The organism is Paraburkholderia podalyriae (genome assembly GCF_014397785.1).
In the GTDB taxonomy this organism is placed as follows: Bacteria; Pseudomonadota; Gammaproteobacteria; order Burkholderiales; family Burkholderiaceae; genus Paraburkholderia; species Paraburkholderia podalyriae.
Map to the genome: position 1 here is coordinate 36,996 of NZ_VZQQ01000016.1, position 23,566 is coordinate 60,561.

The window sequence follows — 23,566 nt, forward strand, 5'->3', positions numbered from 1 at the left end:
ACTTGGATGCTTCAATCGTTAGTAATTGATACAAAAGAAGTTTCGCTAAACGTAGTCTGCGCACCTTCTCTGCCACATTATGAAAACACATTTCGTAATGCGGATGTTCTTGCGTCGCACAAGGACGGCACTTATAATTCATCTCATCGTTGCAGCAGTTTTGCAACCTCCGCTGTCTCCTCCCACCTCCTCCTTTGGTGGATTAAACCCGCACCGCTTGTTCGGGTTTTTTTTCGCCCGCGGTTGCCCGGCGTTTCGCCCCGTTTTCAGACCGCTCGCGGCAAGCGCATCGCACATTTTGACTTGCGAGCACAAATTCCTTTATAATTCAGGGCTTTTCCGCATCCGCGCCCGCGGAGGAAGAACCAGGGAGAGCCTGCACGCGCCTCGATGCGCACATTACAAGCAGGAAAGAACACATTGGGCGCAGCAATTTTTTTGGATCGATCATGAAGACGTTTTCCGCAAAAGCCCATGAGGTGACGCGCGAATGGTACGTGATTGACGCGACGGATAAGGTTCTCGGGCGTGTCGCCAGCGAAGTGGCACACCGTCTTCGCGGCAAGCACAAGCCTGAATTCACTCCCCACGTCGACACTGGTGATTTCATCATCGTTATCAACGCCGGCAAGCTGAAGGTCACGGGCAACAAGGTTACCGACAAGAAGTACTACCGTCACTCGGGTTACCCGGGCGGTATCTATGAAACGACGTTCGGCAAGATGCAGGAACGCTTCCCGGGCCGCGCGCTCGAGAAGGCGGTCAAGGGCATGCTGCCGAAGGGCCCGCTCGGCTACGCGATGATCAAGAAGCTGAAGGTCTACGCTGAAGCAACGCATCCGCATTCGGCGCAACAGCCGAAGGCGCTTGAGATCTAAGGGGAGCCCACATGATCGGTAACTGGAATTACGGCACGGGCCGCCGCAAAAGCGCCGTCGCACGTGTGTTCATCAAGGCAGGCAAGGGCGATATCGTTGTGAACGGCAAGCCCATCGCCGACTACTTCTCGCGCGAAACGTCGCTGATGATCGTGCGTCAACCGCTGGAACTCACGAACCACGGTGTCACGTTCGACATCAAGGTCAACGTGACGGGCGGCGGTGAAACGGGGCAAGCCGGTGCGGTTCGCCACGGCATCACCCGCGCGCTGATGGACTATGACGCGACGCTGAAGCCGGAACTGTCGAAGGCTGGCTTCGTCACGCGTGACGCTCGTGAAGTCGAACGCAAGAAGGTCGGCTTCCACAAGGCACGTCGCCGCAAGCAGTTCTCGAAGCGATAATCGTTTCGGGCGCGAACCGGCCTTCACGCCGGTTTGTAGCAAAAGCCGCCAACGCCATGCGCGAAGGCGGCTTTTTTTATGGATTGCCGGGTTCGTAGGCCGGTCTCGTTCGCTCAAGCGGCATCGTCTCGCCTTGCATCGACCTTGCAGCAAGAACCCATTGATTTTGTGGGCTTCAGCACGATATCCGGAACAGCCCTACAATATCGGTTAAAGCTATTTGGAGAGTTCGAATGAACGCAGTCACCGACACCCCCGTGACCGAGATGCCGGCCCCCTTCGTCTTTACCGACGCAGCGGCTGACAAGGTCAAGCAACTGATCGATGAGGAAGGCAACCCGGAGCTCAAGCTGCGCGTGTTCGTGCAGGGCGGCGGCTGCTCGGGCTTCCAGTACGGCTTCACGTTTGACGAAGCGATCAACGAAGACGACACCGTGATGAACAAGAGCGGCGTCCAGCTGCTGATCGACTCCATGAGCTACCAGTACCTGGTCGGCGCAGAGATCGACTACAAGGACGACATCAACGGCGCGCAGTTCGTCATCAAAAACCCGAACGCGAGTACGACCTGCGGCTGCGGTTCGTCGTTCTCGGTCTGAGCGGACAGGCTCTTCGTGCCACAGTGAAAACGGCGCCTCGGCGCCGTTTTTTTATTGTTTTCGCGCTGCAGAGGCAACCCGCGACGTCAAAAGGCGTGGGTTTGTTCGCATCTGCCTTTTCTTAGCGCGGATAAATAGCCCCCAACACCCGCTCCGCCGATGCCCCGGTCACGCTTGGCAGACTGCCCGGCAGACGCGCGATGCAGCGCATCGCGAGCCACGCGAACGCGAGCGGTTCGACCTGGCTCGGCGGCACGCCGAGCGCGTCGGTCGTCATCACGGGCACGCCGCCTACGCCGCTATCCTGGAGCGCCTGCTGCAACGCCTTCATGATTTCCGGATTGCGCGCGCCGCCGCCGCACACGTACACGGCGCGCGCGTCGGATGCATGCCGCTCGATCTCGCGCGCGACCGTCACCGCGGTCAGCGCGACCAGCGTCGCCTGTACATCGGCGGGCGCGAGCGCAGCGAAGGGCGTGAGCTTCTCATCGAGCCATGCGGTGTTGAACAGATCGCGCCCGGTGCTCTTGGGCGGCTGCTCGGCGAAGAATGGTTCGTCGAGCAACGCGTTCAGCAGCTTGCGATCGACCTGGCCGCTCGCCGCGAAATGACCGTTTTCGTCGAATGGCTTGCCGAGATGGCGCTCGGCCCACGCGTCGAGCAGCGCGTTCGCCGGGCCGCAGTCGAAGCCGCGCACGCCGCCGGTCGCGTTCAGGATCGTGATGTTGCTGATGCCGCCAAGATTGCAGACGACGCGCGTTTCGTTCTTCGCACCGAAGATCGTCGCGTGAAAAGCAGGCACGAGCGGCGCGCCCTGGCCGCCGGCCGCGACGTCGCGGCTGCGGAAATCGGCGATCACGTCGATATGCAACATTTCCGCGAGCAGGGCCGGGTTGTTGATCTGCCGCGTATAGCCTTTTTCCGGCCGATGCCGCACGGTCTGCCCGTGCACGCCGATCGCGCGGACGTTATCGGCCGATACGCGGCTGTCGCGCAGCAAATCGTGGCAGCACACCGTGTAGCGCGTCGCGAGCGCGTTGGCGGCGAGCGCCTCGCGCTCGATCTCGTTGTCGCCCGGCTGCTGCAGCGCGAATAGCGCCTCGCGGATGCCGGCCGAAAAGCCGACAAACGCCTCGGCCAGCACCTCGGGCGGCTTCCCTTTGGCAAACCGGACAGCCACGCCGTCCACACCGTCCATGCTGGTTCCCGACATCAGTCCGAAATAGATGCCGTCTGCGGGGTCTTGCGCCACGTCGCTGCTCCTGTCGATGTTCATTGCGATTCGTTGTAGCAGATTATCGGCGCAAGCGCGGCCGAAGATAAGCGCGTCGCGGCTGTCGCGCGTGCGTCAGCACCGGCTCGCCGCCGCGGCGCTGCCGGCGAAGGTGGCGCGGGCGGCCACAACACCGCTCGTCGCGAGGCCGGGCGGGCGCGTCAGGGGGCGCGGCGGCGCGCATCTATGGGACAATCCTGTTTTTTCGCGACTTCAAGTTTCCAGCATGAGCACCGAGTCCACCCAGCCCAATCCCGCCTCCGCCTTCCCGATCACCGACGAAGTCCGTCACGCGCTCGCCGTGACCAGGCGCGGCGTCGACGAACTGCTGATCGAGGACGAATTCGCGCAAAAACTCGCGCGCAGTGCGGCTACGGCCAAACCGCTGCGTATCAAGCTCGGGCTCGATCCAACCGCGCCCGACATCCACATCGGCCACACGGTCGTGCTGAACAAGATGCGCCAACTGCAGGACCTCGGCCACACGGTGATTTTCCTGATCGGCGATTTCACGTCGCTGATCGGCGATCCGTCCGGGCGTAACGCGACCCGCCCGCCGCTGACGCGCGAGCAGATCGAATCGAACGCGAAGACCTATTTCGAGCAGGCCGCGCTCGTGCTGGATCGCGACAAGACCGAGATCCGCTACAACAGCGAATGGTCGATGCCGCTCGGCGCCGATGGCATGATCAAGCTCGCGTCGCGCTACACGGTCGCGCGCATTCTCGAGCGCGAGGACTTCACGAAGCGCTTCCAGGGCGGCGTGCCGATCTCGATTCACGAATTCCTGTACCCGCTGATGCAGGGCTACGACTCGGTCGCGTTGAACGCGGACCTGGAACTCGGCGGCACGGACCAGAAGTTCAATCTGCTGGTCGGTCGCGAACTGCAGAAGCAGTACGGCCAGGAGCAGCAGTGCATCCTGACGATGCCGCTGCTTGAAGGGCTCGACGGCGTCGAGAAGATGTCGAAGTCGAAGAACAACTACATCGGTATCAGCGAAAAGCCGACCGACATGTTCGGCAAGCTGATGAGCATCTCGGACACGCTGATGTGGCGTTACTTCGAACTGCTGTCGTTCCGCCCGCTGGACGAGATCGCCGGCTTCAGGCGCGAGGCTGACGCCGGCCGTAACCCGCGCGATTTCAAGGTGATGCTCGGCCAGGAAATCGTCGCGCGTTTCCACTCGCAGGCGGACGCCGAGCGCGCGCTCGAGGACTTCAATCATCGCGCGAAGGGCGGCGTGCCCGACGATATCCCGGCGGTGGCGCTCGCGGGCGCACCGCTTGCGATCGGCCAGCTGCTGAAGCAGGCGAACCTCGTGCCGTCGACGAGCGAGGCGCTGCGCAACATCGAACAGGGCGGCGTGAAGATCGACGGTACGGCGGTGTCCGACAAGGGGTTGAAGGTCGAAGCGGGCGAGTACGTCGTGCAGGTCGGCAAGCGCCGCTTCGCGCGCGTGACGCTGACGGCGTGATCGCGCTGATCCAACGCGTGCGGCGCGCCGAAGTGCGCGTCGCCGATCGTGTGACCGGCGCGATCGACGCAGGCCTGCTCGCGCTCGTCTGCGCGGAGCGCGGCGACACCGAAGCGGCGGCCGACAGGCTGCTCGCCAAAGTGCTCGGCTACCGGGTGTTCAGCGACGCGGCCGGCAAGATGAACCTGTCGGTGCAGAACCTCGACGGCGCCGGGCGCGCGGGCGGACTGCTGCTCGTGTCGCAGTTCACGCTCGCGGCCGATACCAATAGCGGCCTGCGTCCGAGCTTCACGCCGGCCGCGCCGCCCGACGAGGGCAAGCGCCTGTTCGACTACTTCGTCGCGGCCGCGCGCGCGAAGCATCCGATCGTCGAGACGGGCGAGTTCGGCGCGGATATGCAGGTGTCGCTCGTCAACGACGGGCCGGTCACCTTCTGGTTGCAGACCAACGCGTGATCGGGCGATAACGCGCGCCGCCGCCGCACGCGAGGCGCGCCGCTGCATTTTGCGACAATAGCCGCTCGACACACCCGCGAACGGCAACCCTCTCTCATGACGACGCAGATCCTGTTCATCCGGCACGGCGAAACCGACTGGAACCGCATCAAGCGCATTCAAGGCCACATCGACATACCGCTCGCGACGACGGGCGTCGCGCAAGCGAAACGTCTCGCGCAGCGCCTCGCCGATGAGGCGAAGCAGGGCGCGCGGCTCGACGCGATCTATTCGAGCGACCTGCAGCGCGCGCAGCAGACCGCGCAGCCGATCGGCGAGGCGCTCGGCCTGCCGCTGCAATCGCGCGAGAATTTGCGCGAACGCTCGTACGGCGCGTTCCAGGGCCATGACAGCGACGAGATCGCGCTGCGTTTTCCCGACGAATACGCACAGTGGCAAACCCGCGATCCCGGCTTCGCGCCGCCCGAGGGCGAGTCGCAACGCGTGTTCTACCACCGCATCGTGCATGCGATCGAGCCGCTCGTCGCCGCGCATCCGGGCGGGCGCATCGCGTGTGTCACGCATGGCGGCGTGCTCGACTGCGTGCGCCGCTTTGCAACCAGTATGCCGCTCAACGCACCGCGCGATTACCCGTTACTGAACACCAGCCTGAACATCGTCGATTACGTGAACGGTCGCGCGACGATCGTGTCGTGGGCGGACGTATCGCATCTCGACGCGGGCAGCGCCGACGACGATGGTTTCAGTAAGGGACCGGAGTCGAACCGCTAACCAGAGCAGGCGATGGCCCTACCCGCGCGCCGTGTTCAGTCCTGCTGTCGCGCCGCCGCCGCGCGCCGCCGCGCCCGCTTCGATACCCCATTGACCAGCGCCCAGCGAATCATCGGCGCGACGACCCGCACGCCAGGCCGCATGAACGTTCGACGCAGCGCCGCGTGGCGACTCAGGCCGAGCATCGTCTGCGCCCAGTCGGGCAACAGATCGATCCCGGCGTTGAGCATCAGCATGCCGGCGGGCCGCATCGCGAAGCTCGGTGCCGGCGCGTTCATCAGGATCGTGACGACTTCGCGCGTGCGCTCGCTGGCGACGAGCGCGGGCCGCATCGCGAGCAGGTACGCCTCGATTTCGGCGCGCGAGCGCGGAATCTCGACGGCGCCGAGCATTTCCGCGATGCGCGCGGTTTCCGCAAAGTATTGATCCTGCGCGGCGACGGACAGCACCGGGTTCACATAGCGCAGATGCGCGGTCATGAAGCTCGACACTTCGGCGACGTGCACCCACGTCAGCAGCGCGGGCTCGCTCGCGCGATACGCCTGGCCGTCCGGCGCGACGCCGGTCACGTCGAGATGGATGCGCTTCACGCGCTCGATCAGCGCGAGCGCATCGTTCTTGCTGCCGTATGTCGTGCCGGCGATGAACGTCGCCGTGCGACGCAGCCGGCCCAGGATGTCGGTGCGAAAGCTCGAGTGATCCCAGACGCCCGCGAGCGCGAGCGGATGCAGCGCCTGCAGCAGCAGCGCGCTGATGCCGCCCGTCATCATCGACGTGAAGTCGGCGTGGACTTTCCAGCACACGGAGTCGGGCCCGAACAGGCCCGGGTCGCCCGGCGGTGACGAGTAGTCGAGCACCGGGCCGCTGCCGGTCGTCAGATGCGTGACGCCGGCGGCGAGCTTCGAGCGCAGGCGGTGGGTGAGGCGCTGCGTGAAATTGCCGGATGGGTCGCCGGCGGGATTGACGGGTGAACGATCGGATGGGCCTGGTTGCTCGGTCTGGTCGGACATCCTGGTCGGCCTCGTTGCGTGACTCAGTTCGTGGAATCCCACAGACCCGGCAGCGCGCTCGACGAATCCGGCGCGGCCAGCCCGAAATGCCGGTACGTGAGCAGCGTGGCGACGCGGCCGCGCGGCGTGCGCTGCAGGAAGCCCTGCTGGATCAGATACGGTTCGAGCACGTCTTCGATCGTGTCGCGCTCCTCGCCGATCGCCGCGGCGAGGTTGTCGACACCGACCGGGCCGCCGTCGAACTTGTACAGGATCGCTTCGAGCAGCTTGCGGTCCATCAGGTCGAAGCCGACCGCGTCGACGTCGAGCATCCTGAGCGCGGCGTCGGCCACCTGCGCGGTGATGTTGCCGTCGGCCTTCACTTCGGCGAAGTCGCGTACGCGCCGCAGCAGGCGGTTCGCGATACGCGGCGTGCCGCGCGCGCGACGGGCGATTTCGACCGCGCCGTCCGGATGGATCTGCGCGCCGAGCAGCGCGGCCGAACGCGTGACGATGCGCGCGAGCTCCTCCGCGTTATAGAACTCGAGCCGCGCGACGATGCCGAAGCGGTCGCGCAGCGGATTGGTCAGCATACCCGCGCGCGTGGTCGCGCCGACCAGTGTGAACGGCTGCAGATCGAGCTTCACGCTGCGCGCGGCCGGCCCCTCGCCGATCATGATGTCGATCTGATAATCCTCGAGCGCCGGATACAGGATTTCCTCGACGACCGGCGAGAGCCGGTGGATTTCGTCGATGAAAAGAACGTCGTTGGCTTCGAGATTGGTGAGCAGCGCGGCGAGGTCGCCGGCGCGTTCGAGCACCGGCCCCGACGTTTGCCGCATACTGACGCCCATCTCGCGCGCGATGATGTGCGCGAGCGTGGTCTTGCCGAGGCCCGGCGGTCCGAACAGCAACACGTGGTCGAGCGATTCGGAACGGCGCTTCGCGGCCTCGATGAAGATTTCGAGCTGGCCGCGCACTTTCTCCTGCCCGACATATTCTTCGAGCTGGCGCGGACGCAGCGCGCGCTCGAACGCTTCTTCGTTCGGCGACACGGGCGTGGCCGCGATGATGCGCTCGGCGGCGAGTTTGTCGGTTTCGATCATGCGGCCATTGTACCGCGCGTGGCTTGTAGCTTAGCCCTTCGACAGCGCCTTCAACGCGAGCTTGATGCCCTCCGACACGCCCGTCCCGGCCGGCACGTTCTTGATCGCCGCGAGCGCTTCTTTTTCCGAGTAGCCGAGCGCGAGCAGCGCGTTGAGGATGTCGGACGCGTGGCCGGATGGCGACGCGGCGCCCGCCATCGCGCCGAGGTCGGCGCCGAGCTTGCCCTTCAGTTCGAGCAGCAGTCGCTCGGCGGTCTTCTTGCCGATGCCCGGCACGCGAGTCAGGCGCGCGGCGTCCTGCATCGTAACGGTCTGCGCGAGCTCGGCGACGCTCATGCCCGACAGCACCGCGAGCGCCATGCGCGCGCCGATGCCGGAAATCTTCAGCAACTCGCGGAACGTCGCACGCTCCTGCGCGGTGCCGAAGCCATACAGCAGATGCGCGTCCTCGCGCACGATCATCTGCGTGAGCAGCACGATGCGCTCGCCGGTCGACGGCAGGTTGTAGAACGTGCTCATCGGCACGTCCACTTCATAGCCGATGCCGTTGCAGTCGACGAGCAGATGCGGCGGGTTTTTTTCCAGCAGAACGCCGGCGATGCGACCGATCATGGTGGATTAGTTTTCAGAGTCGGATGGGAAAGCGCGAGTGTAGCGCAGCGGATCGGCGGCGCGGGGCATAGTTGCGCTAGCCGACCAGACGCCCGCGCCGCACCCGCAACCCCTTCTTTGCGAGCGCCGGCGCGATGCCGCCGAGCGTGCTCAGTATCGAGCCGCCGTGCGCGTGGCAGATGGCCATGCCGAGCGCGTCGGCAGCGTCGGTGCCGGGCACGCCTGACAGGCTCAGCAGGCGCACGACCATCTGCTGCATCTGCTCCTTGGTCGCGCGGCCATAGCCGACCACCGACTGTTTCAGCTGCAGGGCGGTGTATTCGGCGACCGGCACGCCGCCCGCGACGAGCCCGCAGATCGCGGCGCCGCGCGCCTGGCCGAGCAGCAGCGTCGACTGCGGATTGACGTTGACGAAGACTTTTTCGATCGCCGCCTGATCCGGCGCGTGCTCGCGGATCAGCGTCGAGATGCCCGCGAAGATGGTGCCGAGCCGCGACGGCAGATCGGCGTCGGCGGTGCGGATCACGCCGCTCGCGACATAGCGCAGTGTGTGGCCGTGTTGTTCGATCACGCCGAAGCCGGTTACGCGCAGGCCGGGGTCGATGCCGAGAATTCTCATGAGGTGCCGCACAAGCGATAAAAACCAGGTGCCTGCGATACTACAACGAACGCGGCGCGCGGCGGACCGCTCGCCGCATGCCTGGCGGAATAAAAGCGGCCAGGGCTTTGCGCAAGGAGGCGATCGAGAATGGAGCGCTACCGCAACCTCAGCGGCGACTCGGGCGTCGACGCCTACGAAATTGGCGACGATTTCATCAAGGTGCGCTTTCGGCCGGGCGTCGTGTATTGGTACACAGAGGCGAGTGTCGGCGCCGGACATGTCGCGGTGCTAAAGCGACTCGCGCGGCGCGGACAGGGTTTGGGCACGTACATTAGCCAGCATGCACAAGTGCGGGACGGTTACGCGCGCAAAGAGCCGGACGATTGAGCGTCGTCCCAAAACAGAAGGCCCGGCGGGATAACCCGCCGGGCCTTTCTTGCCGCTACCGAAGCTCGGCCAATCAATGACGGAAGTGACGCACGCCCGTCAGCAGCATCGCGATGTTGTGCTCGTCGGCGGCGCCGACCACTTCGTCGTCACGCACCGAGCCGCCCGGCTGGATCACGCAGGTCGCGCCTGCCGCGACGACCACGTCGAGACCGTCGCGGAACGGGAAGAACGCGTCCGATGCGACCGCCGAACCGTTCAGCGTCAGACCCGCGTTCTGCGCCTTGATGCTCGCGATCCGCGCCGAGTCCACGCGGCTCATCTGGCCCGCGCCGACGCCGAGCGTCATGCCGTTCCCGCAGAACACGATCGCGTTCGACTTCACGTACTTCGCGACGCGCCATGCGAACAGCAGGTCGTCCATTTCCTTCGGCGTCGGATGACGCTTCGTGACGACGCGCAGTTCGCGCGGCTGAACGTTCTTCGAGTCGAGCGACTGCACCAGCAGGCCGCCGCCGACGCGTTTCAGATCGAACGTGTTATGGCCTTCGCCCAGCGCGATTTCGAGCAGACGCACGTTCTGCTTCACCGCGAACACCTGACGCGCTTCGGCGCTGAACGATGGTGCGATCAGCACTTCGACGAACTGCTTCGCGACCGCTTGCGCGGCCGTTTCGTCGACTTCCCGGTTGAACGCGATGATGCCGCCGAAGGCCGAGGTCGGATCGGTCTGGAACGCCTTCGAATACGCTTCGTGCGCGTTCGCGCCGATCGCGACGCCGCACGGATTCGCATGCTTGACGATCACGCAGGCCGGCACGTCGAAGGTCTTCACGCATTCCCACGCCGCGTCGGAGTCGGCGATGTTGTTGTACGACAGTTCCTTGCCCTGCAACTGGTTGAAGTTGGCGAGCGCGCCGGCCGGCACCGCCAGGTCGCGGTAGAACGCCGCGCTCTGGTGCGGGTTTTCGCCGTAGCGCAGGTCCTGGACCTTTTCGAACGCCATGTTGAAGGTGGCCGGGTATTGGTTGCGCGACGAGTGCTTCAACTCGCCGGTCAGGCTCGTCAGGTAGTTCGTGATGGCGCCGTCGTACTGCGCGGTGTGCGCGTACACCTTGGTCGCGAGGCGGAAGTTCGTCTTGTACGACACCGTGTTGCCATTCGCGCGAATTTCGTCGAGCACGATCGCGTAGTCGGCCGGATCGACCACCACCGTCACGTCGCGGTGATTCTTCGCGGCCGAGCGCAGCATCGTCGGGCCGCCGATGTCGATGTTCTCGATTGCGTCCTCGAGCGAGCACTCTTCCTTCGACACGGTCTGCACGAACGGGTACAGGTTCACCACCAGCAGATCGATGGTCGGAATGTCCTGCTTCTCGAGCGCGGCCATGTGCTCGGGCAGATCGCGGCGCGCGAGGATGCCGCCGTGCACCTTCGGATGCAATGTTTTCACGCGCCCGTCGAGCATTTCCGGGAAGCCTGTGTAGTCGGCGACTTCGGTGACGGACAGGCCCGCGTCCGCGAGCAGTTTCGCGGTGCCGCCGGTCGACAGAATCTTGATGCCGAGGTCCGACAGCGATTTGGCGAAGTCGACGATGCCGGACTTGTCGGAAACGGAGATGAGCGCTTGCTTGATCATGATGAAGACGAAAAGCCGAAGGGGAAACGTGGCAGGGCGCAGAAACTACATCGCGCTACAGCAAACCGTGTTGTTGCAGCTTCTTGCGCAGCGTATTGCGGTTGATGCCGAGATACTCGGCGGCCAGCGACTGGTTACCGTTGGCCTGCTCGAGCACCACTTCGAGCAAGGGTTTTTCCACGCACGAAATAACCATGTCGTAGACGTCGTGCGGATTGGAGCCGTCGAGATCCTGGAAATACACGTCCAGGCTGTCGCGGACAGATTGTTCGATATTGTTCTTGCTCATGCTGCTAGTCGGTCGGTGTTGTCCTCGCTCTCGCTGTCGAGCCCGGGGTTGCCGGGCGCTTCGTCGACGTAGACGAGGCGGTCTGAGATCGCCTTTTGCGCGTCAAAGAACTCGTTGACGGCGAGGAGCTGTTCGCGCGTGGTGTCCAGCGTATTCATGCGATGCCGGAACAGGTTGGCGCCGGAAAGGCCGCGAGTGTACCAGCCGATGTGCTTGCGCGCAGTGCGAACACCGGTAAATTCCCCGTAAAAGGCGTAGTGATCTTCGAGATGTTCGTTCATGACCTGCTGGATTTCGTCGATGCGCGGCGGCGGCAGTAGCTCGCCCGTTTGCAGGAAATGCTCGATCTCGCGGAACAGCCACGGACGGCCCTGCGCGGCACGCCCGATCATGATCGCGTCCGCGCCGGTCGCGGCGAGCACCTCGCGCGCCTTTTGCGGTGATGTGATGTCGCCGTTCGCGACCACCGGAATGCGCACCGCCGCCTTTACCGCTGCGATGGTTTCGTACTCGGCGTCGCCGTGGTACAGGTCGGCGCGCGTGCGGCCGTGCACGGTCAGCATCGAAATGCCCGCCGCTTGCGCGAGACGCGCGACGTTCAGCGCGTTCTTGTTCTCGCGATTCCAGCCGGTGCGGATTTTCAGCGTGACGGGCACCGCGTCGGGCCCGACGCCGACCGCGTTGACGACCGCCTCGACGATACGCTGCACCAGCGGTTCGTTCTGCAGCAGCGCCGAGCCGGCCGCGACGTTGCAGACCTTCTTGGCCGGGCAGCCCATGTTGATGTCGATGATCTGTGCGCCGTTCGCGACGTTGTAGCGGGCGGCCTCGGCCATCATGTCCGGGTCCGCGCCGGCGATCTGCACCGCGATCGGCTCGACCTCGCCTTCGTGATTGGCGCGGCGCATGGTCTTTTCGCTCTTCCACAACTGCGCGTTCGACGCGACCATTTCCGAGACCGCGTAGCCCGCGCCGAGCCGTTTGCACAGCTGGCGGAACGGCCGGTCGGTCACGCCGGCCATTGGGGCGACGAACAGGTTGTTACGCAGATGATGGGAGCCGAGAGTAGGCATGGCGTGAGCGCGCGCCGGCGACAGGTCAGGATTTGACAATCGTGACAGCCGGCGCAGCGCGAAATGCGAGGGAAAACGGATATTTTAGCGTTAACGGCTTATCGGGACTCGCCAACTGAAGCTCGTAACCCGTTAAATCTTCTATGAAAGTCGCGCAGCTCATAGAGCCGCGCCGCGCTTTGCTCGCCTAGCGGCGCTGGCCGAACATCATCTGCCGGGCGAGCGCGGCTTTCACCGGCGGGACGAATTCGAGTGCGGTCAGCGCGAGGCCGCGCAGTACCGCGAGCGGCGCGAAGTCGATGGTGAACAGGCGCGCGAGCGTATCGGTCGAGCCGATCGTCAGGCGCCGGTCGAGCGCCCGGCGTTGCGCGAAGGTCGCGAGCGCGAGCGGGGTCGGGCCTTCGGCCGACAGCGCATCGACGAGCGCGTGCGCGTCGCGCAAGCCCAGATTGAGGCCCTGGCCGGCGACCGGATGCAACGTCTGCGCCGCATTGCCGATCGCGACGATGTGGCCATTCACGAGCGTGTCGACCGTGTTCAGACCGAGCGGGAACGATGCGCGTCCCTTGATGTGCGTAAAGCGGCCCATGCGATCGCCGAACGCGGCGTCGAGCTCGCGCAGGAACGCCTGGTCGGAGAGCTGGGCGCGACGCGCGGCTTCGTCGGGCGCGCAGCACCAGACGAGCGCGTAGTCGGCGCCGCGCACGCCGCCCATCGGCAGCAGCGCGATCGGACCTTGCGACGTGAAGCGCTCCCATGCGACGTGCGGCTGCGGCGCGGACACGGTGACCGTGCCGACCAGCGCGGTCTGGCCGTAGTCGCGCGAGCCGGCGTTGTGTTTGGCGATGTTGCGTGCGCCGGCGTCTTCGTCCGTGGCGCGGCTGACGTTTTTCGCGTGCTTCTGATCGCCGAACAGCCCGCCCTCGGCGTTCACCAGAATCCGCGTGCGCAACCTGCGCGCGACGCCCGCGGTGGCGATCGGCAGCGTGACGCCGTCGAGTTCCTGAACCGGCGCGCCGGCCGACGTCGAGCGGAACCAGTGGACCGGCGTCGCATGCACGGCGTCGGCGAGGCCGTGCACGATCGAGCCGTAGCGCAGCACGTAGCCGAGCGCGGGCAGCCCGTGCTCGCGATGATCGATCAGCGTACGGCCGAAATGACCGCGCTGTGACACGTGGATGCGCTCGATCGCGGTGGCGTCGGCGGGCCAGCGCAGCGGCTCGAGGATCATCCGGCTGCCGTGCGAGACCGCGATCGCGCGCGGATCGGCGATCGAGTCTTCCGGCTCGCGCGCGTCGACGAGCGCGATCTTCAGCTCGCGCGTCACGCTGCGGCGCGCGAGCCAGCCGGCGAGCGCAAGGCCGACCGGCCCGGCGCCGACGATCGTCACGTCGAAATCGAACCCGTGCTGGTGGGAGGCGGGCCTCAGGATCACCGCCGATGGAGAGGCTTCGTTCATCGTGACTCAGGTCCTCGCCTGGTGAGACGCTTGATGGGCCGTGCGCGCTTCCTGCATTAGCGCCTCGATCTCGTCGGCGGCTACCGGCACGTCGCGCGTGATCAGCTCGCAGCCGGTCGGCGTGACGATCGCGTCGTCCTCGATGCGAATGCCGATGTTCCAGTAGCGCTCGGGCACACCCTCGGCCGGGCGGACGTACAGGCCCGGCTCGATCGTCAGCGTCATCGACGCGCGCAGCGTGCGCCAAGGCAGCGCGCCCGCCTCGTCGCGCGGCGCGCCGCGCTCGCGGTAGTCGCCGCAGTCGTGCACGTCCATGCCGAGCCAGTGGCCGGTGCGGTGCATGTAGTACGGCGCGTAGCCGCGCTCGGCGATCACGTCGTCGACTGATGCGAACTTCGCGCGCGGCACGATGCCGGTGTCGAGGAGCCCCTGCGACAGCACGCGCAGCGCGGCCTGGTGCGGATCGTCGAAGCTCGCGCCGGCGCGCGTCGCATCGACGGCGGCCTGCTGCGCGGCCAGCACGATGTCGTAGAGCTCGCGCTGCGCTGGCGTGAAACGGCCGCTCGCCGGAAAGGTGCGCGTGATGTCGGACGCGTAGCCGTCGAGTTCGCAGGCCGCGTCGATCAGGATCAGGTCGCCGTCGCGCGCGATCGCGTTGCCGGCCGGGTAGTGCAACACGCACGCGTTGGCGCCCGCTGCGACGATCGACGTATAGGCCGGCGCCTGCGCGCCGAACTTGCGGAACGTGTAGACCAGTTCGGCCTCGAGCTCGTATTCGCGGATGCCGGGCCGGCACGCCGCCATCGCGCGACGATGCGCGGCCGCTGAAATCTGCCCCGCGCGGCGCATGATCGCGAGTTCGTGGTCGTCCTTGACGAGCCGCATCTCGTCGAGCAACGGCAGCAGGTCGCGCGCGGCCGTGGGCGCGACGGTGCCGCTCCGGCTTTGCGCACGCACCGCGTTGAGCCAGCCGCGCACCTGTTCATCGAAATGTGCCGACGTACCGAGCGCGTAGTGCAGCGCCGGCTGGTCCGCGATGATGCGCGGCAACTGCGTGTCGAGCTCGCCGATCGGGAACGCGGCGTCGAGCCCGAACGCTTCGCGCGCGCCGTTGGGGCCGAAGCGGAAGCCTTCCCATGTCTCGCGCTCGACGTTCTTGTCGCGGCAGAACAGGATCGACGCGGGCGCGCCGGGCGCGGCGCTGGCGTCGAGCACGAGCAGCGCTTCGGGCTCGGTGAAGCCGGTCAGATAATAGAAGTAGCTGTCGTGGCGGTACGGGTAGTCGGCGTCGCGGTTGCGCAGCGCTTCCGGCGCGGTCGGGACGAGGGCGACGCCGCCACCCGCGGCGCGCAGCGCGGCGAGAACGCGCTCGCGGCGCGTGCGGTAGACGTCGATGGCGATGGTGGGTTCGGTCGGCTGGTTCATCGTGCGATTGTAGCGCCGCGATTCTGCAGGCCCTATTCTCCGCGCGCTACATTCGACTCGCTTTGTGCGGATCCCGACGGCGTGGCGGCCGCCATCATGTTGCAATCCGTCCACAGCGGGTCGGCGGGCAGTTCGGGAAGACGTTGACGGCACGTTCGTGAACGCCTTGGACCACTTATACTTTCGCCGGATTCAGAAAAAGGCAGAAGGTCATGATGAAACTCATCGGTTCGTTCGGCAGCCCGTACGTGCGCAAAGCGCGTATCGTGCTCGCCGACAAGAAGATCGACTACGAACTGGTGCCCGAGAACGTCTGGGCGCCGGATACCCGGATTCACACCTTCAATCCGCTCGGCAAGGTGCCGTGCCTCGTGATGGAAGACGGCGAGGCCGTGTTCGATTCGCGGGTGATCTGCGAATACGTCGATACGCTGTCGCCGGTCGGCAAGCTGATTCCGCCGTCGGGGCGCGAGCGCGTCGAGGTCCGCTGCTGGGAAGCGCTCGCCGACGGCGTGCTCGACGCGGCCGTGCTGATCCGTCTTGAAGGCACGCAGCGCGCGCCCGAGCAGCGCGTGGACGCATGGGTCGCGCGACAGCAGCGCAAGATCGACGAAGCGCTGATCGCGATGTCGCAGGGGCTCGGCAGCAAGCCGTGGTGCGCGAGCAATCACTACACGCTGGCCGACATTGCGGTGGGCTGCGCGCTCGGTTATCTGGACTTCCGTATGCCGCAGCTGAACTGGCGCGAAGCGCATCCGAACCTGGACAAGCACTTCCAGAAGCTGTCGCTGCGGCAGTCGTTCATCGATACAGTGCCGAAGGATTGATGAAGCTCGGATGAGCATAAAAAAAATGCGCCTGCATGTCAGGCGCATTTTTTTGCGGGTGTCGTTCGTTTGGCGTTGGCGTTACCGCTTGCCGTTGCGTCGCCGCGCGATTCCCGGTCCGAACGCGAAACCGAACGCGAGCAGCAGCGCCGACACCGCGAGCACCGTGTTGTTGCCGCTCGTCACGTAGGGCGTGTTGCCCGAGGTGCCTTGCACCGTTACGTCGAGCGAGCCGACCGTGTACGGCGTCAGGCGCCCGATCACGCGGCCGTTCGCGTCGATCGCGGCGGTCATGCCGGTGTTGGTCGCGCGCAGCATCGGCCGGCCGGTTTCGAGCGAGCGCATGCGCGCAATCTGCAGATGCTGGTCGAGCGCGATCGTGTCGCCGAACCATGCGAGATTGGTCGCATTGATCAGCACGCCGGCGGGCGTCGCGTTCTCGCGCAGCGTGCGCGCGATCTCCTCGCCGAAGATGTCCTCGTAGCAGATGTTCACCGCGACCGGCTGGTTATGCACCATGAACGGCTTTTGCACCGGCGGCCCGCGGAAGAAGTCGCCGAGCGGAATATTCATCAGGTTCACGAACCAGCGGAAGCCCCACGGCACGAATTCGCCGAACGGCACCAGATGGTGCTTGTCGTAGCGATAGATCTCGTGCGAGCCGGGCGTGACGCCGAACAGGCTGTTGGTGTAATCGACCACCCGTCCGTCCGGCGTGATCGTGCCGCCGATCGCGCCGAACAGCAGCGCGCTGCCGGTCGAATCGGTGAACCGGCGGATAGCCGCCGCGAAGTTCGGCGGCAGTTGCTGCGCGAGCACGGGGATTGCGGTTTCCGGTGTGACGATCAGATCGGCCGGCTTCGACGTAATCATCTGCTGATACTCGTCGATCGCCGCGCGCATGCCGGCTTCCTCGAACTTCATCTCCTGCTTCACGTTGCCTTGCAGCAGACGCACCGACAGCGCCGCGTTGGCGGGCGTGGTCCATTGCACCAGCGGCAGCAGCAGGCCGATCACGATCAGCGCGAGCGCGACGCCGGCAGGTACGGCGAGCGGGGCGACGCGCGGGGCGCGGCCTCGCGCGGCGCGGCCGCCGGCGTCATGATCGGCGCTGGTGCTCGGATCGCGCGATTCGTTTGCACGCCGGGAGCGCCACGACGGCAGCAGCGCCAGCAACGCCTGCACGATCAACGCGGCCGTCAGCGCGACCATCCAGCCGACGCCGTACACGCCGACCACTGGCGCAAACCCCGCGAACGGGCCGTCGACCTGCGCATAACCGGTGGCGAGCCACGGAAAGCCGGTGAATATCGTGCCGCGCAGCCATTCGCCGATCGCCCACGCGCTGGCAAAGGCCAGCGCGCCGTGCCAGGTCGGCGCGAAGGGTGAGAGCGGCGCGCGCTCGTCGGCCGCGCTGTTCTGCGCATGGCCCGCGCAGAACGACCATACCCCCGCGGCGAGCGCCGGATAAACGGCGAGGTAGAGCGAGAACAGCACCAGCGCCGTGCCGGCGAGCGGCGCCGGCATGCCGCCGTAGTAGTGCATGCTCACATACAGCCACCAGACGCCGCTCACGAAGTTGCCGAAGCCGAACGCGCCGCCTGTCAGCGCGGCGCTTTTCCAGCCGGTACTGCGCGTGAGCCACGCGAAGAAGAACACGAAGATCGCGAGTTGCAGCCAGCCGCCGTGCGGCGTCGGCGCGAACGACAGCGTATTGGCCGCGCCCGCGGCCAGTGCGACGAGGTAGTGCCAGCGCGGCAGCGCGCGGCTGCGCGTGCCGTTGTCGGTGGGGGCGGCAGCGGGGGTGCTCACGCCGCGTTGCGAATGGGAAGTGATCGGGTCGGCCATTGTTGCGCGGTCGGCGGTCGGAAGTTGAAAGGTCAAATCAGTAAGCAGGATGCGCACGCAAGAACGTGCGCGGGCGCACAGGCCGTGCCTTGGCCCGAGCCACCGGCTCAGGTCTGCTCGTGCTGCGTTTCCCGCTCGCGCTGACCCGCGAGCGGGTCGCGGCGCACCAGCAGCATGTGAACCTGGCGGGCGTCGCCGCGCAGGATCTCGAAGATCAGGTCGTCGAGGCGGACCTTCTCGCCGCGATGCGGCACCCTGCCGAAGTGATGCGTGACCAGCCCGCCGATCGTGTCGACTTCGTCGTCCGAGTAATGCGTGCCGAAGGTGTCGTTGAACTGCTCGATCTCTGTCAGCGCGCGCACGCGGAAGCGTCCGTCCGGCGACGCGATGATGTTGCCGCTTTCCTCGTCGAAATCGTATTCGTCCTCGATGTCGCCGACGATCTGCTCCAGCACGTCCTCGATCGTGATCAGCCCCGCGACGCCGCCGTATTCGTCGACGACCACCGCGAGGTGGTTGCGGTTCACGCGGAAGTCGTGCAGCAGCACGTTCAGCCGCTTCGACTCGGGGATGAACACAGCCGGGCGCAGCATGCCGCGCACGTCGAACTCTTCTTCGGCGTAATAGCGCAGCAAATCTTTCGCGAGCAGCACGCCGATGATGTTGTCGCGATTGCCCTCGAAGACCGGATAGCGCGAATGCGCCTTCTCCAGCACGTAGGGGATGAATTCAGCGGGATTGTCCGCGATGTTGATCGCGTCCATTTGCGCGCGCGGCACCATGATGTCGCGTGCGCTCAGTTCCGACACCTGGAACACGCCTTCGATCATCGACAACGAGTCGGCGTCGATCAGGTTGCGTTCGTGCGCGTCCTGAAGAATTTCCAGAAGTTCGGCGCGCGAGTCGGGCTCGGGCGAGATGAAGTCGGTCAGGCGCTCGAGCAGCGAGCGCTTTTCCTGCGGTTTGTCGGGTTGGCGTCCGGTATGGCGTCGACTGGGATACGTGTCGTTCATGGTAGTGCGCCCGGCGAGACTGGGCGCGCTGTTGCAGAGCATTAAGGATACACCAGGCACATGGCGGAACCGTGTCCCGCCGGGCCGGGCGATGAGCGAAGCCAGGGTGAATCGGCTGCGCCTCGACGGCGAAGCGTGGAACCATCCTAACCGATTACGCGGGCAAAAGCGCTCGCGGGCAAAAAAGTCGCGGGTGGGGTTTTTGCGGAGCCGCCGCGGTCACGCCGCCGGCTTGCAGCGCGCGAGCAGCGCTTCGAGCGCGCGGTCCGGCATGCCGCTTTCGCGCAGCGCATGCACGGTGCGGCTCACGTAATCGAACGTCGTGCCGTAGCGGCCGCTCGCGCAGCCCAGCACGGTCTGGATGATGTCGTCGCGCAGCTTGCCGGTGTAGCTCGGCACGTCGCGGCGCATCACGAATGCGAGCGCGTCGACGCGCCGGCCATCGGCGAGCACGCACGGCAGCCACGCGGGACGGTACGAACCCATCGGCATTTCACGGCGCCACAGTGCTTCCAGATGCGGCATCGAGCCGGCGGCTGCGAGCCGGAACGCCATGCCGGTGCACGAGCCGCCGCGATCGAGCGCAAGCACGAGGCCGGGCTGCTCGGGCGTGCCGCGATTCACGCGCGACCACAGATAGAGGCCACGGTGATAGCCGTGCACCTTCGAGCGCATCGACTCGACGGTGGACAGTCCCGGATTCCAGATCAGCGAGCCATAGCCGAACAGCCACAGATCGCTATTGCGGTCCCAGCCGCGCAGTGTGGATTCAAGCGACGCGCGCAGTTCGTCGTCCGTCAGAAGCCGCGATTCGCCGAGCACCGGCGGGTAGTCCGGACAGCGCACGGGGGTATCGGCTTCGGGGGACGGAGTGCTCACGGTGGGTTCGATCGGGCTGGCGTGGAGGAGGGGTGAGGCCGCGACGCAGGACGCCTATCGATAAGGGTCCGGAAAGCCGAGCTTGCCGAGGATTTCGGTTTCGAGCGCTTCCATTTCCTCGGCTTCTTGTTCGACGTCGTGGTCGTAGCCCTGCGCGTGCAGCGTGCCGTGCACGAGCAGATGCGCGTAATGCGCGGCCAGCGGCTTGCCCTGCTCGGCGGCTTCCTTCTCGACCACCGGGCAGCACAGGATCAGATCGCCGGTGACCGGTTCATCTTCCGATTCGGCATAGGCGAAGGTCAGCACGTTGGTCGCGTAGTCCTTGCCGCGATAGGTGCGGTTCAACGTGCGGCCTTCTTCCGCGTCGACGAAACGCACGGTCAGTTCGCCGTCCGCGAAGAGTGCCCCCTTGATCCAGCCGGCCACCGTCGCGCGTGGTAGCAGCGTCTTGTGTTCCGGCCAGGTTTTGGCGGCGGGGAATTGCAGGGTCAACGTCAGTTTCGGGGTGCGGCTCATGCGGTGTCTGTGCGTGGCGGTCGTGGCTTAAGCGCTCTTTTGCGGCGTACCGGATTGCGCCTCGCGTGGCGAAGCGCATCGCTCTAGCGCGGATCGCCCGGAGTCGCCGTCTTCTGCGAATGCGCATCGTACGCCTCCACAATTCGCGCGACCAGCGGATGGCGCACCACGTCCGCGCTCGTGAAACGCGTGAGCGCGATGCCGCGCACGTTCGCGAGCACCTGCTGCGCTTCGATCAGCCCGCTCTTCTGGCCGCGCGGCAGATCGACCTGGGTCGTGTCGCCGGTGACAACCGCCTTCGAGCCGAAGCCGATCCGGGTCAGGAACATCTTCATCTGTTCGGGCGTGGTGTTCTGCGCCTCGTCGAGGATGATGAACGCGTGATTCAGCGTGCGGCCGCGCATGTACGCGAGCGGCGCGATTTCGATCATCTGCCGCTCGAACATCTTCGCGGTCTTGTCGAAACCGAGCAGGTCGTACAGCGCGTCGTAGAGCGGGCGCAGATACGGATCGACCTTCTGCGCGAGATCGCCCGGCAAAAAGCCGAGCCGCTCGCCCGCTTCGACGGCCGGGCGCGTCAGCACGATGCGCTTGACCTGGTCGCGCTCGAGCGCGTCGACCGCGCAGGCCACCGCGAGGTAGGTCTTGCCGGTGCCGGCCGGGCCGACGCCGAACGTGACGTCGTACGACACGATCTGCTTCAGGTACTCGCGCTGCGCCGGCGTGCGGCCGCGCAGATCCGCGCGCCGCGTGTACAGCTTCGGGCCGTATTCCTCGAAGTCGTCTTCGCTCGCGTTGGTATCGGCGGGCTGGTCGAACGGATGATCGGGGTTGCCGTTCAAGCGCGGCTCGACGGCGTCGTCGCCACTGGCGTTGCCGTTGCCGTTCGGCCGATGGCGCGCCGGATGGCGCACTTCGACGAGCGCGAGCTGGATGTCGTCGACCGACAAAGGCTCGCGCGCGCTGTTGTAGAAGTTTTCGAGCGCGGTGAGCGCGAGTTTCGCGCCGCGCCCGCGGATCGTGATGCGATGGCCGCGACGCTGCAGGATCACGTCGAGCGCCTGCTCGATCTGCCGCAGATTTTCATCGAGCGGTCCGCAGAGGTTGGCGAGCCGCGCGTTGTCTTCGCGCGGTGCGGTGAATTCCAGATGCTGCTGAGCGGTCTTCAAGGCGGTGAGTCGATCCTGTCGGTTGCGGTACTCGGAATGTCGTTCAGTGCGTCGTGGCGGCGCTGTCGTCGTGAATCATCACGAGTTCGCCACGCAGCGAGTGCGGATACGCGCGCACGATCTTCACGTCGACCATCTGGCCGATCAGCCGTGCATGCGACGCGACCGGCACCGGGAAATTGACGACGCGGTTGTTTTCGGTGCGGCCGGCGAGCTCGTTCGGGTCCTTGCGCGCCGGGCGCTCGACCAGAATGCGCTCGACCTTGCCGACCATCGCGTCGCTGATGCGCCGCACGTTCTCTTCGATCGTGGCCTGCAGATGCTGCAGGCGCTTCAGCTTCACCTCGCGCGGCGTGTCGTCGTGCAGGTTCGCGGCCGGCGTGCCGGGACGCGGGCTGTAGACGAACGAGAAGCTTGTGTCGTACTTCATCTCATCCACGAGCGCCATCATCTTCGCGAAGTCTTCCTCGGTCTCGCCGGGGAAGCCGACGATCATATCCGTCGACAGTGACAGGTCCGGGCGGATCGCGCGCAGCTTGCGGATCACGGACTTGTATTCGAGCACGGTGTAGCCGCGCTTCATCGCCATCAGGATGCGATCGGAGCCGTGTTGCACCGGCAGGTGAAGGTGGCTGACGAGCTTGGGCACCTTCGCGTAGGTGTCGATCAGGCGCTGCGTGAATTCCTTCGGGTGCGACGTCGTATAGCGGATCCGTTCGATGCCGGGGATGTCGGCGACGTACTCGATCAGCGTCGCGAAGTCGGCGATCTCGGTCGAGCCGAGTGTCGGCGCGCCGCCGAATTTTCCACGATAGGCGTTCACGTTCTGGCCGAGCAGCGTGACTTCGCGCACGCCCTGGTCGGCGAGACCGGCGATTTCGGTCAGCACGTCGTCGAGCGGACGCGACACTTCCTCGCCGCGCGTGTACGGTACGACGCAATAGCTGCAGTACTTGCTGCAGCCTTCCATGATCGACACGAATGCGCTCGGACCTTCGACGCGCGCGGGCGGCAGGTGATCGAACTTCTCGATTTCGGGGAACGAAATATCCACTTGCGCGCGGCCGCTCGCGCGGCGCTCGTCGATCATTTGGGGCAGGCGGTGCAGCGTTTGCGGACCGAACACGATATCCACGTACGGCGCGCGCGCGACGATCGATGCGCCTTCCTGGCTCGCCACGCAGCCGCCGACGCCAATGATCAGATCCGGATTCGCGTCCTTCAGCTCGCGCACGCGGCCGAGGTCGGAGAAGACTTTTTCCTGTGCTTTTTCGCGCACCGAACAGGTGTTGAACAGGATCACGTCGGCGTCTTCCGGCGTGTCGGTCTTGACGAGTCCTTCAGCGGCACCGAGCACGTCGACCATCTTGTCGGAGTCGTACTCGTTCATCTGGCAGCCAAAGGTCTTTACATAAACTTTCTTGGTCATCGAATTTCGCCGGTCGCAGTGATTAATCTGGGGGCGTCGCAAAAAGGTGAAGGAGGCCGCGGTGCGGGGCAGCGCGGCGCGTGGAGCCCGGTTTGCGCATGTCTTCGCAGCGGAACTGCATATTATAGCCCTTCATGCTGCGGGGGTTTTGGTGCTCATCGGTCGGTCCGGCGGCAGTCCCAGCAAGCTTTCCAGCTCTCCTTCGGCTCGCCGCGACGCGCGATGTATTCCGGCGATGCGCACCGCACCCGCCGGTTCGGCGCGAGCCGGCGCGCGACCAGCGAGCTGTCCTGCGGTACACCGAAGCGGATCGCCAGATCGATATCCTCCTGCACGAAGTTCGCCAGCGCATCCGTCAGCGTCAACGCGAACGTCACTTGTGGGTATCGCGCGTTGAATTCGTCGAGCCAGTGCAATCGTCACCGCCGAGCCTGATACCGCCCGGCAA

The 23,566-nt window shown here is 65.6% G+C and carries 24 protein-coding genes and 1 pseudogene; 8 read left to right on the top strand and 17 right to left on the bottom strand.

The window, feature by feature from the left end:
- Positions 1 to 449 precede the first annotated feature (449 nt).
- The 3 genes from rplM (at position 450) to erpA (ending at position 1,881) form a co-directional block, all read left to right on the top strand.
- Entirely contained in the window at positions 450 to 878 is a 429-nt protein-coding gene (gene rplM, locus F6X42_RS19990) for a 50S ribosomal protein L13 (protein WP_027198819.1), read from the top strand.
- Positions 879 to 889: 11 nt separating this feature from the next.
- The gene (gene rpsI / locus F6X42_RS19995) at positions 890 to 1,282 is read left to right on the top strand and encodes a 30S ribosomal protein S9 (protein ID WP_011489810.1); all 393 of its coding nucleotides are present in this window, start codon (positions 890 to 892) and stop codon (positions 1,280 to 1,282) included.
- Positions 1,283 to 1,515: 233 nt separating this feature from the next.
- Positions 1,516 to 1,881: an iron-sulfur cluster insertion protein ErpA gene (gene erpA, locus F6X42_RS20000; protein ID WP_027198818.1), complete on the top strand. Its 366-nt coding sequence runs from the start codon at positions 1,516 to 1,518 to the stop codon at positions 1,879 to 1,881.
- 121 nt (positions 1,882 to 2,002) lie between these two features.
- Here erpA and F6X42_RS20005 read toward each other — a convergent pair whose 3' ends face one another.
- On the bottom strand, positions 2,003 to 3,133 hold the full coding sequence (locus F6X42_RS20005; protein ID WP_187635991.1) for an anhydro-N-acetylmuramic acid kinase: 1,131 nt from the start codon (positions 3,131 to 3,133) through the stop codon (positions 2,003 to 2,005).
- Between the two features lie 247 nt (positions 3,134 to 3,380).
- Between F6X42_RS20005 and tyrS the strand changes: the two genes are divergently transcribed.
- The 3 genes from tyrS (at position 3,381) to F6X42_RS20020 (ending at position 5,857) form a co-directional block, all read left to right on the top strand.
- The gene (tyrS, locus tag F6X42_RS20010; protein ID WP_187635877.1) at positions 3,381 to 4,631 is read left to right on the top strand and encodes a tyrosine--tRNA ligase; all 1,251 of its coding nucleotides are present in this window, start codon (positions 3,381 to 3,383) and stop codon (positions 4,629 to 4,631) included.
- Positions 4,628 to 5,086 carry a D-aminoacyl-tRNA deacylase gene (dtd, locus tag F6X42_RS20015; protein ID WP_187635878.1) on the top strand — a complete coding sequence of 153 codons (459 nt, stop codon included), beginning with the start codon at positions 4,628 to 4,630 and terminating at the stop codon, positions 5,084 to 5,086. Before tyrS ends, dtd begins: the two co-directional genes overlap by 4 nt.
- A gap of 96 nt (positions 5,087 to 5,182) precedes the next feature.
- Positions 5,183 to 5,857: a histidine phosphatase family protein gene (locus tag F6X42_RS20020; protein WP_187635879.1), complete on the top strand. Its 675-nt coding sequence runs from the start codon at positions 5,183 to 5,185 to the stop codon at positions 5,855 to 5,857.
- 35 nt (positions 5,858 to 5,892) lie between these two features.
- Here the strand turns inward: F6X42_RS20020 and F6X42_RS20025 are convergent, their stop codons facing one another.
- From F6X42_RS20025 to ruvC, 4 genes are all read right to left on the bottom strand, one after another.
- Positions 5,893 to 6,867: an oxygenase MpaB family protein gene (locus F6X42_RS20025; RefSeq protein ID WP_187635880.1), complete on the bottom strand. Its 975-nt coding sequence runs from the start codon at positions 6,865 to 6,867 to the stop codon at positions 5,893 to 5,895.
- Between the two features lie 23 nt (positions 6,868 to 6,890).
- Positions 6,891 to 7,952, bottom strand: a complete 1,062-nt coding sequence (gene ruvB / locus F6X42_RS20030) for a Holliday junction branch migration DNA helicase RuvB (RefSeq protein ID WP_187635881.1) — start codon at positions 7,950 to 7,952, stop codon at positions 6,891 to 6,893.
- Between the two features lie 30 nt (positions 7,953 to 7,982).
- Positions 7,983 to 8,564 (bottom strand): Holliday junction branch migration protein RuvA, encoded by a 582-nt coding sequence (gene ruvA / locus F6X42_RS20035; RefSeq protein ID WP_187635882.1) that lies wholly within the window; start codon positions 8,562 to 8,564, stop codon positions 7,983 to 7,985.
- Between the two features lie 76 nt (positions 8,565 to 8,640).
- Positions 8,641 to 9,183: a crossover junction endodeoxyribonuclease RuvC gene (ruvC, locus tag F6X42_RS20040; RefSeq protein ID WP_187635883.1), complete on the bottom strand. Its 543-nt coding sequence runs from the start codon at positions 9,181 to 9,183 to the stop codon at positions 8,641 to 8,643.
- A gap of 129 nt (positions 9,184 to 9,312) precedes the next feature.
- On the opposite strand from ruvC, the gene F6X42_RS20045 reads away from it, so the two are divergent.
- Complete coding sequence (locus F6X42_RS20045) at positions 9,313 to 9,552, top strand: hypothetical protein (RefSeq protein ID WP_187635884.1); 240 nt, start codon at positions 9,313 to 9,315, stop codon at positions 9,550 to 9,552.
- A gap of 73 nt (positions 9,553 to 9,625) precedes the next feature.
- Here F6X42_RS20045 and purH read toward each other — a convergent pair whose 3' ends face one another.
- From purH to F6X42_RS20070, 5 genes are all read right to left on the bottom strand, one after another.
- Positions 9,626 to 11,191: a bifunctional phosphoribosylaminoimidazolecarboxamide formyltransferase/IMP cyclohydrolase gene (gene purH, locus F6X42_RS20050; protein ID WP_187635885.1), complete on the bottom strand. Its 1,566-nt coding sequence runs from the start codon at positions 11,189 to 11,191 to the stop codon at positions 9,626 to 9,628.
- 55 nt (positions 11,192 to 11,246) lie between these two features.
- Positions 11,247 to 11,480: a Fis family transcriptional regulator gene (locus tag F6X42_RS20055; RefSeq protein ID WP_013090496.1), complete on the bottom strand. Its 234-nt coding sequence runs from the start codon at positions 11,478 to 11,480 to the stop codon at positions 11,247 to 11,249.
- Positions 11,477 to 12,553 (bottom strand): tRNA dihydrouridine synthase DusB, encoded by a 1,077-nt coding sequence (dusB, locus tag F6X42_RS20060; RefSeq protein ID WP_187635886.1) that lies wholly within the window; start codon positions 12,551 to 12,553, stop codon positions 11,477 to 11,479. The genes F6X42_RS20055 and dusB overlap by 4 nt, the downstream gene beginning before the upstream one ends.
- 187 nt (positions 12,554 to 12,740) lie before the next feature.
- Positions 12,741 to 14,012: a UbiH/UbiF/VisC/COQ6 family ubiquinone biosynthesis hydroxylase gene (locus tag F6X42_RS20065; protein ID WP_187635887.1), complete on the bottom strand. Its 1,272-nt coding sequence runs from the start codon at positions 14,010 to 14,012 to the stop codon at positions 12,741 to 12,743.
- Positions 14,013 to 14,018: 6 nt separating this feature from the next.
- Positions 14,019 to 15,437 carry an aminopeptidase P N-terminal domain-containing protein gene (locus F6X42_RS20070; RefSeq protein WP_187635888.1) on the bottom strand — a complete coding sequence of 473 codons (1,419 nt, stop codon included), beginning with the start codon at positions 15,435 to 15,437 and terminating at the stop codon, positions 14,019 to 14,021.
- Between the two features lie 212 nt (positions 15,438 to 15,649).
- Between F6X42_RS20070 and F6X42_RS20075 the strand changes: the two genes are divergently transcribed.
- Positions 15,650 to 16,264 (top strand): glutathione S-transferase C-terminal domain-containing protein, encoded by a 615-nt coding sequence (locus F6X42_RS20075; RefSeq protein ID WP_187635889.1) that lies wholly within the window; start codon positions 15,650 to 15,652, stop codon positions 16,262 to 16,264.
- A gap of 81 nt (positions 16,265 to 16,345) precedes the next feature.
- Here the strand turns inward: F6X42_RS20075 and lnt are convergent, their stop codons facing one another.
- From lnt to F6X42_RS20110, 7 genes and pseudogenes are all read right to left on the bottom strand, one after another.
- Positions 16,346 to 18,112, bottom strand: a complete 1,767-nt coding sequence (lnt, locus tag F6X42_RS20080; RefSeq protein ID WP_187635890.1) for an apolipoprotein N-acyltransferase — start codon at positions 18,110 to 18,112, stop codon at positions 16,346 to 16,348.
- A gap of 107 nt (positions 18,113 to 18,219) precedes the next feature.
- Positions 18,220 to 19,125 carry a CorC family transporter gene (locus F6X42_RS20085; RefSeq protein ID WP_187635891.1) on the bottom strand — a complete coding sequence of 302 codons (906 nt, stop codon included), beginning with the start codon at positions 19,123 to 19,125 and terminating at the stop codon, positions 18,220 to 18,222.
- A 219-nt stretch (positions 19,126 to 19,344) separates the two neighbouring features.
- The gene (locus tag F6X42_RS20090; protein WP_187635892.1) at positions 19,345 to 20,004 is read right to left on the bottom strand and encodes a gamma-glutamylcyclotransferase; all 660 of its coding nucleotides are present in this window, start codon (positions 20,002 to 20,004) and stop codon (positions 19,345 to 19,347) included.
- A gap of 54 nt (positions 20,005 to 20,058) precedes the next feature.
- Complete coding sequence (gene ybeY / locus F6X42_RS20095) at positions 20,059 to 20,520, bottom strand: rRNA maturation RNase YbeY (RefSeq protein ID WP_187635893.1); 462 nt, start codon at positions 20,518 to 20,520, stop codon at positions 20,059 to 20,061.
- Between the two features lie 83 nt (positions 20,521 to 20,603).
- Positions 20,604 to 21,689 (bottom strand): PhoH family protein, encoded by a 1,086-nt coding sequence (locus F6X42_RS20100; RefSeq protein ID WP_187635894.1) that lies wholly within the window; start codon positions 21,687 to 21,689, stop codon positions 20,604 to 20,606.
- A gap of 43 nt (positions 21,690 to 21,732) precedes the next feature.
- Entirely contained in the window at positions 21,733 to 23,118 is a 1,386-nt protein-coding gene (gene miaB, locus F6X42_RS20105; RefSeq protein ID WP_187635895.1) for a tRNA (N6-isopentenyl adenosine(37)-C2)-methylthiotransferase MiaB, read from the bottom strand.
- Positions 23,119 to 23,291: 173 nt separating this feature from the next.
- A pseudogene (locus tag F6X42_RS20110) lies at positions 23,292 to 23,534 on the bottom strand (LysR substrate-binding domain-containing protein); the annotation flags it as partial.
- Positions 23,535 to 23,566 lie beyond the last annotated feature (32 nt).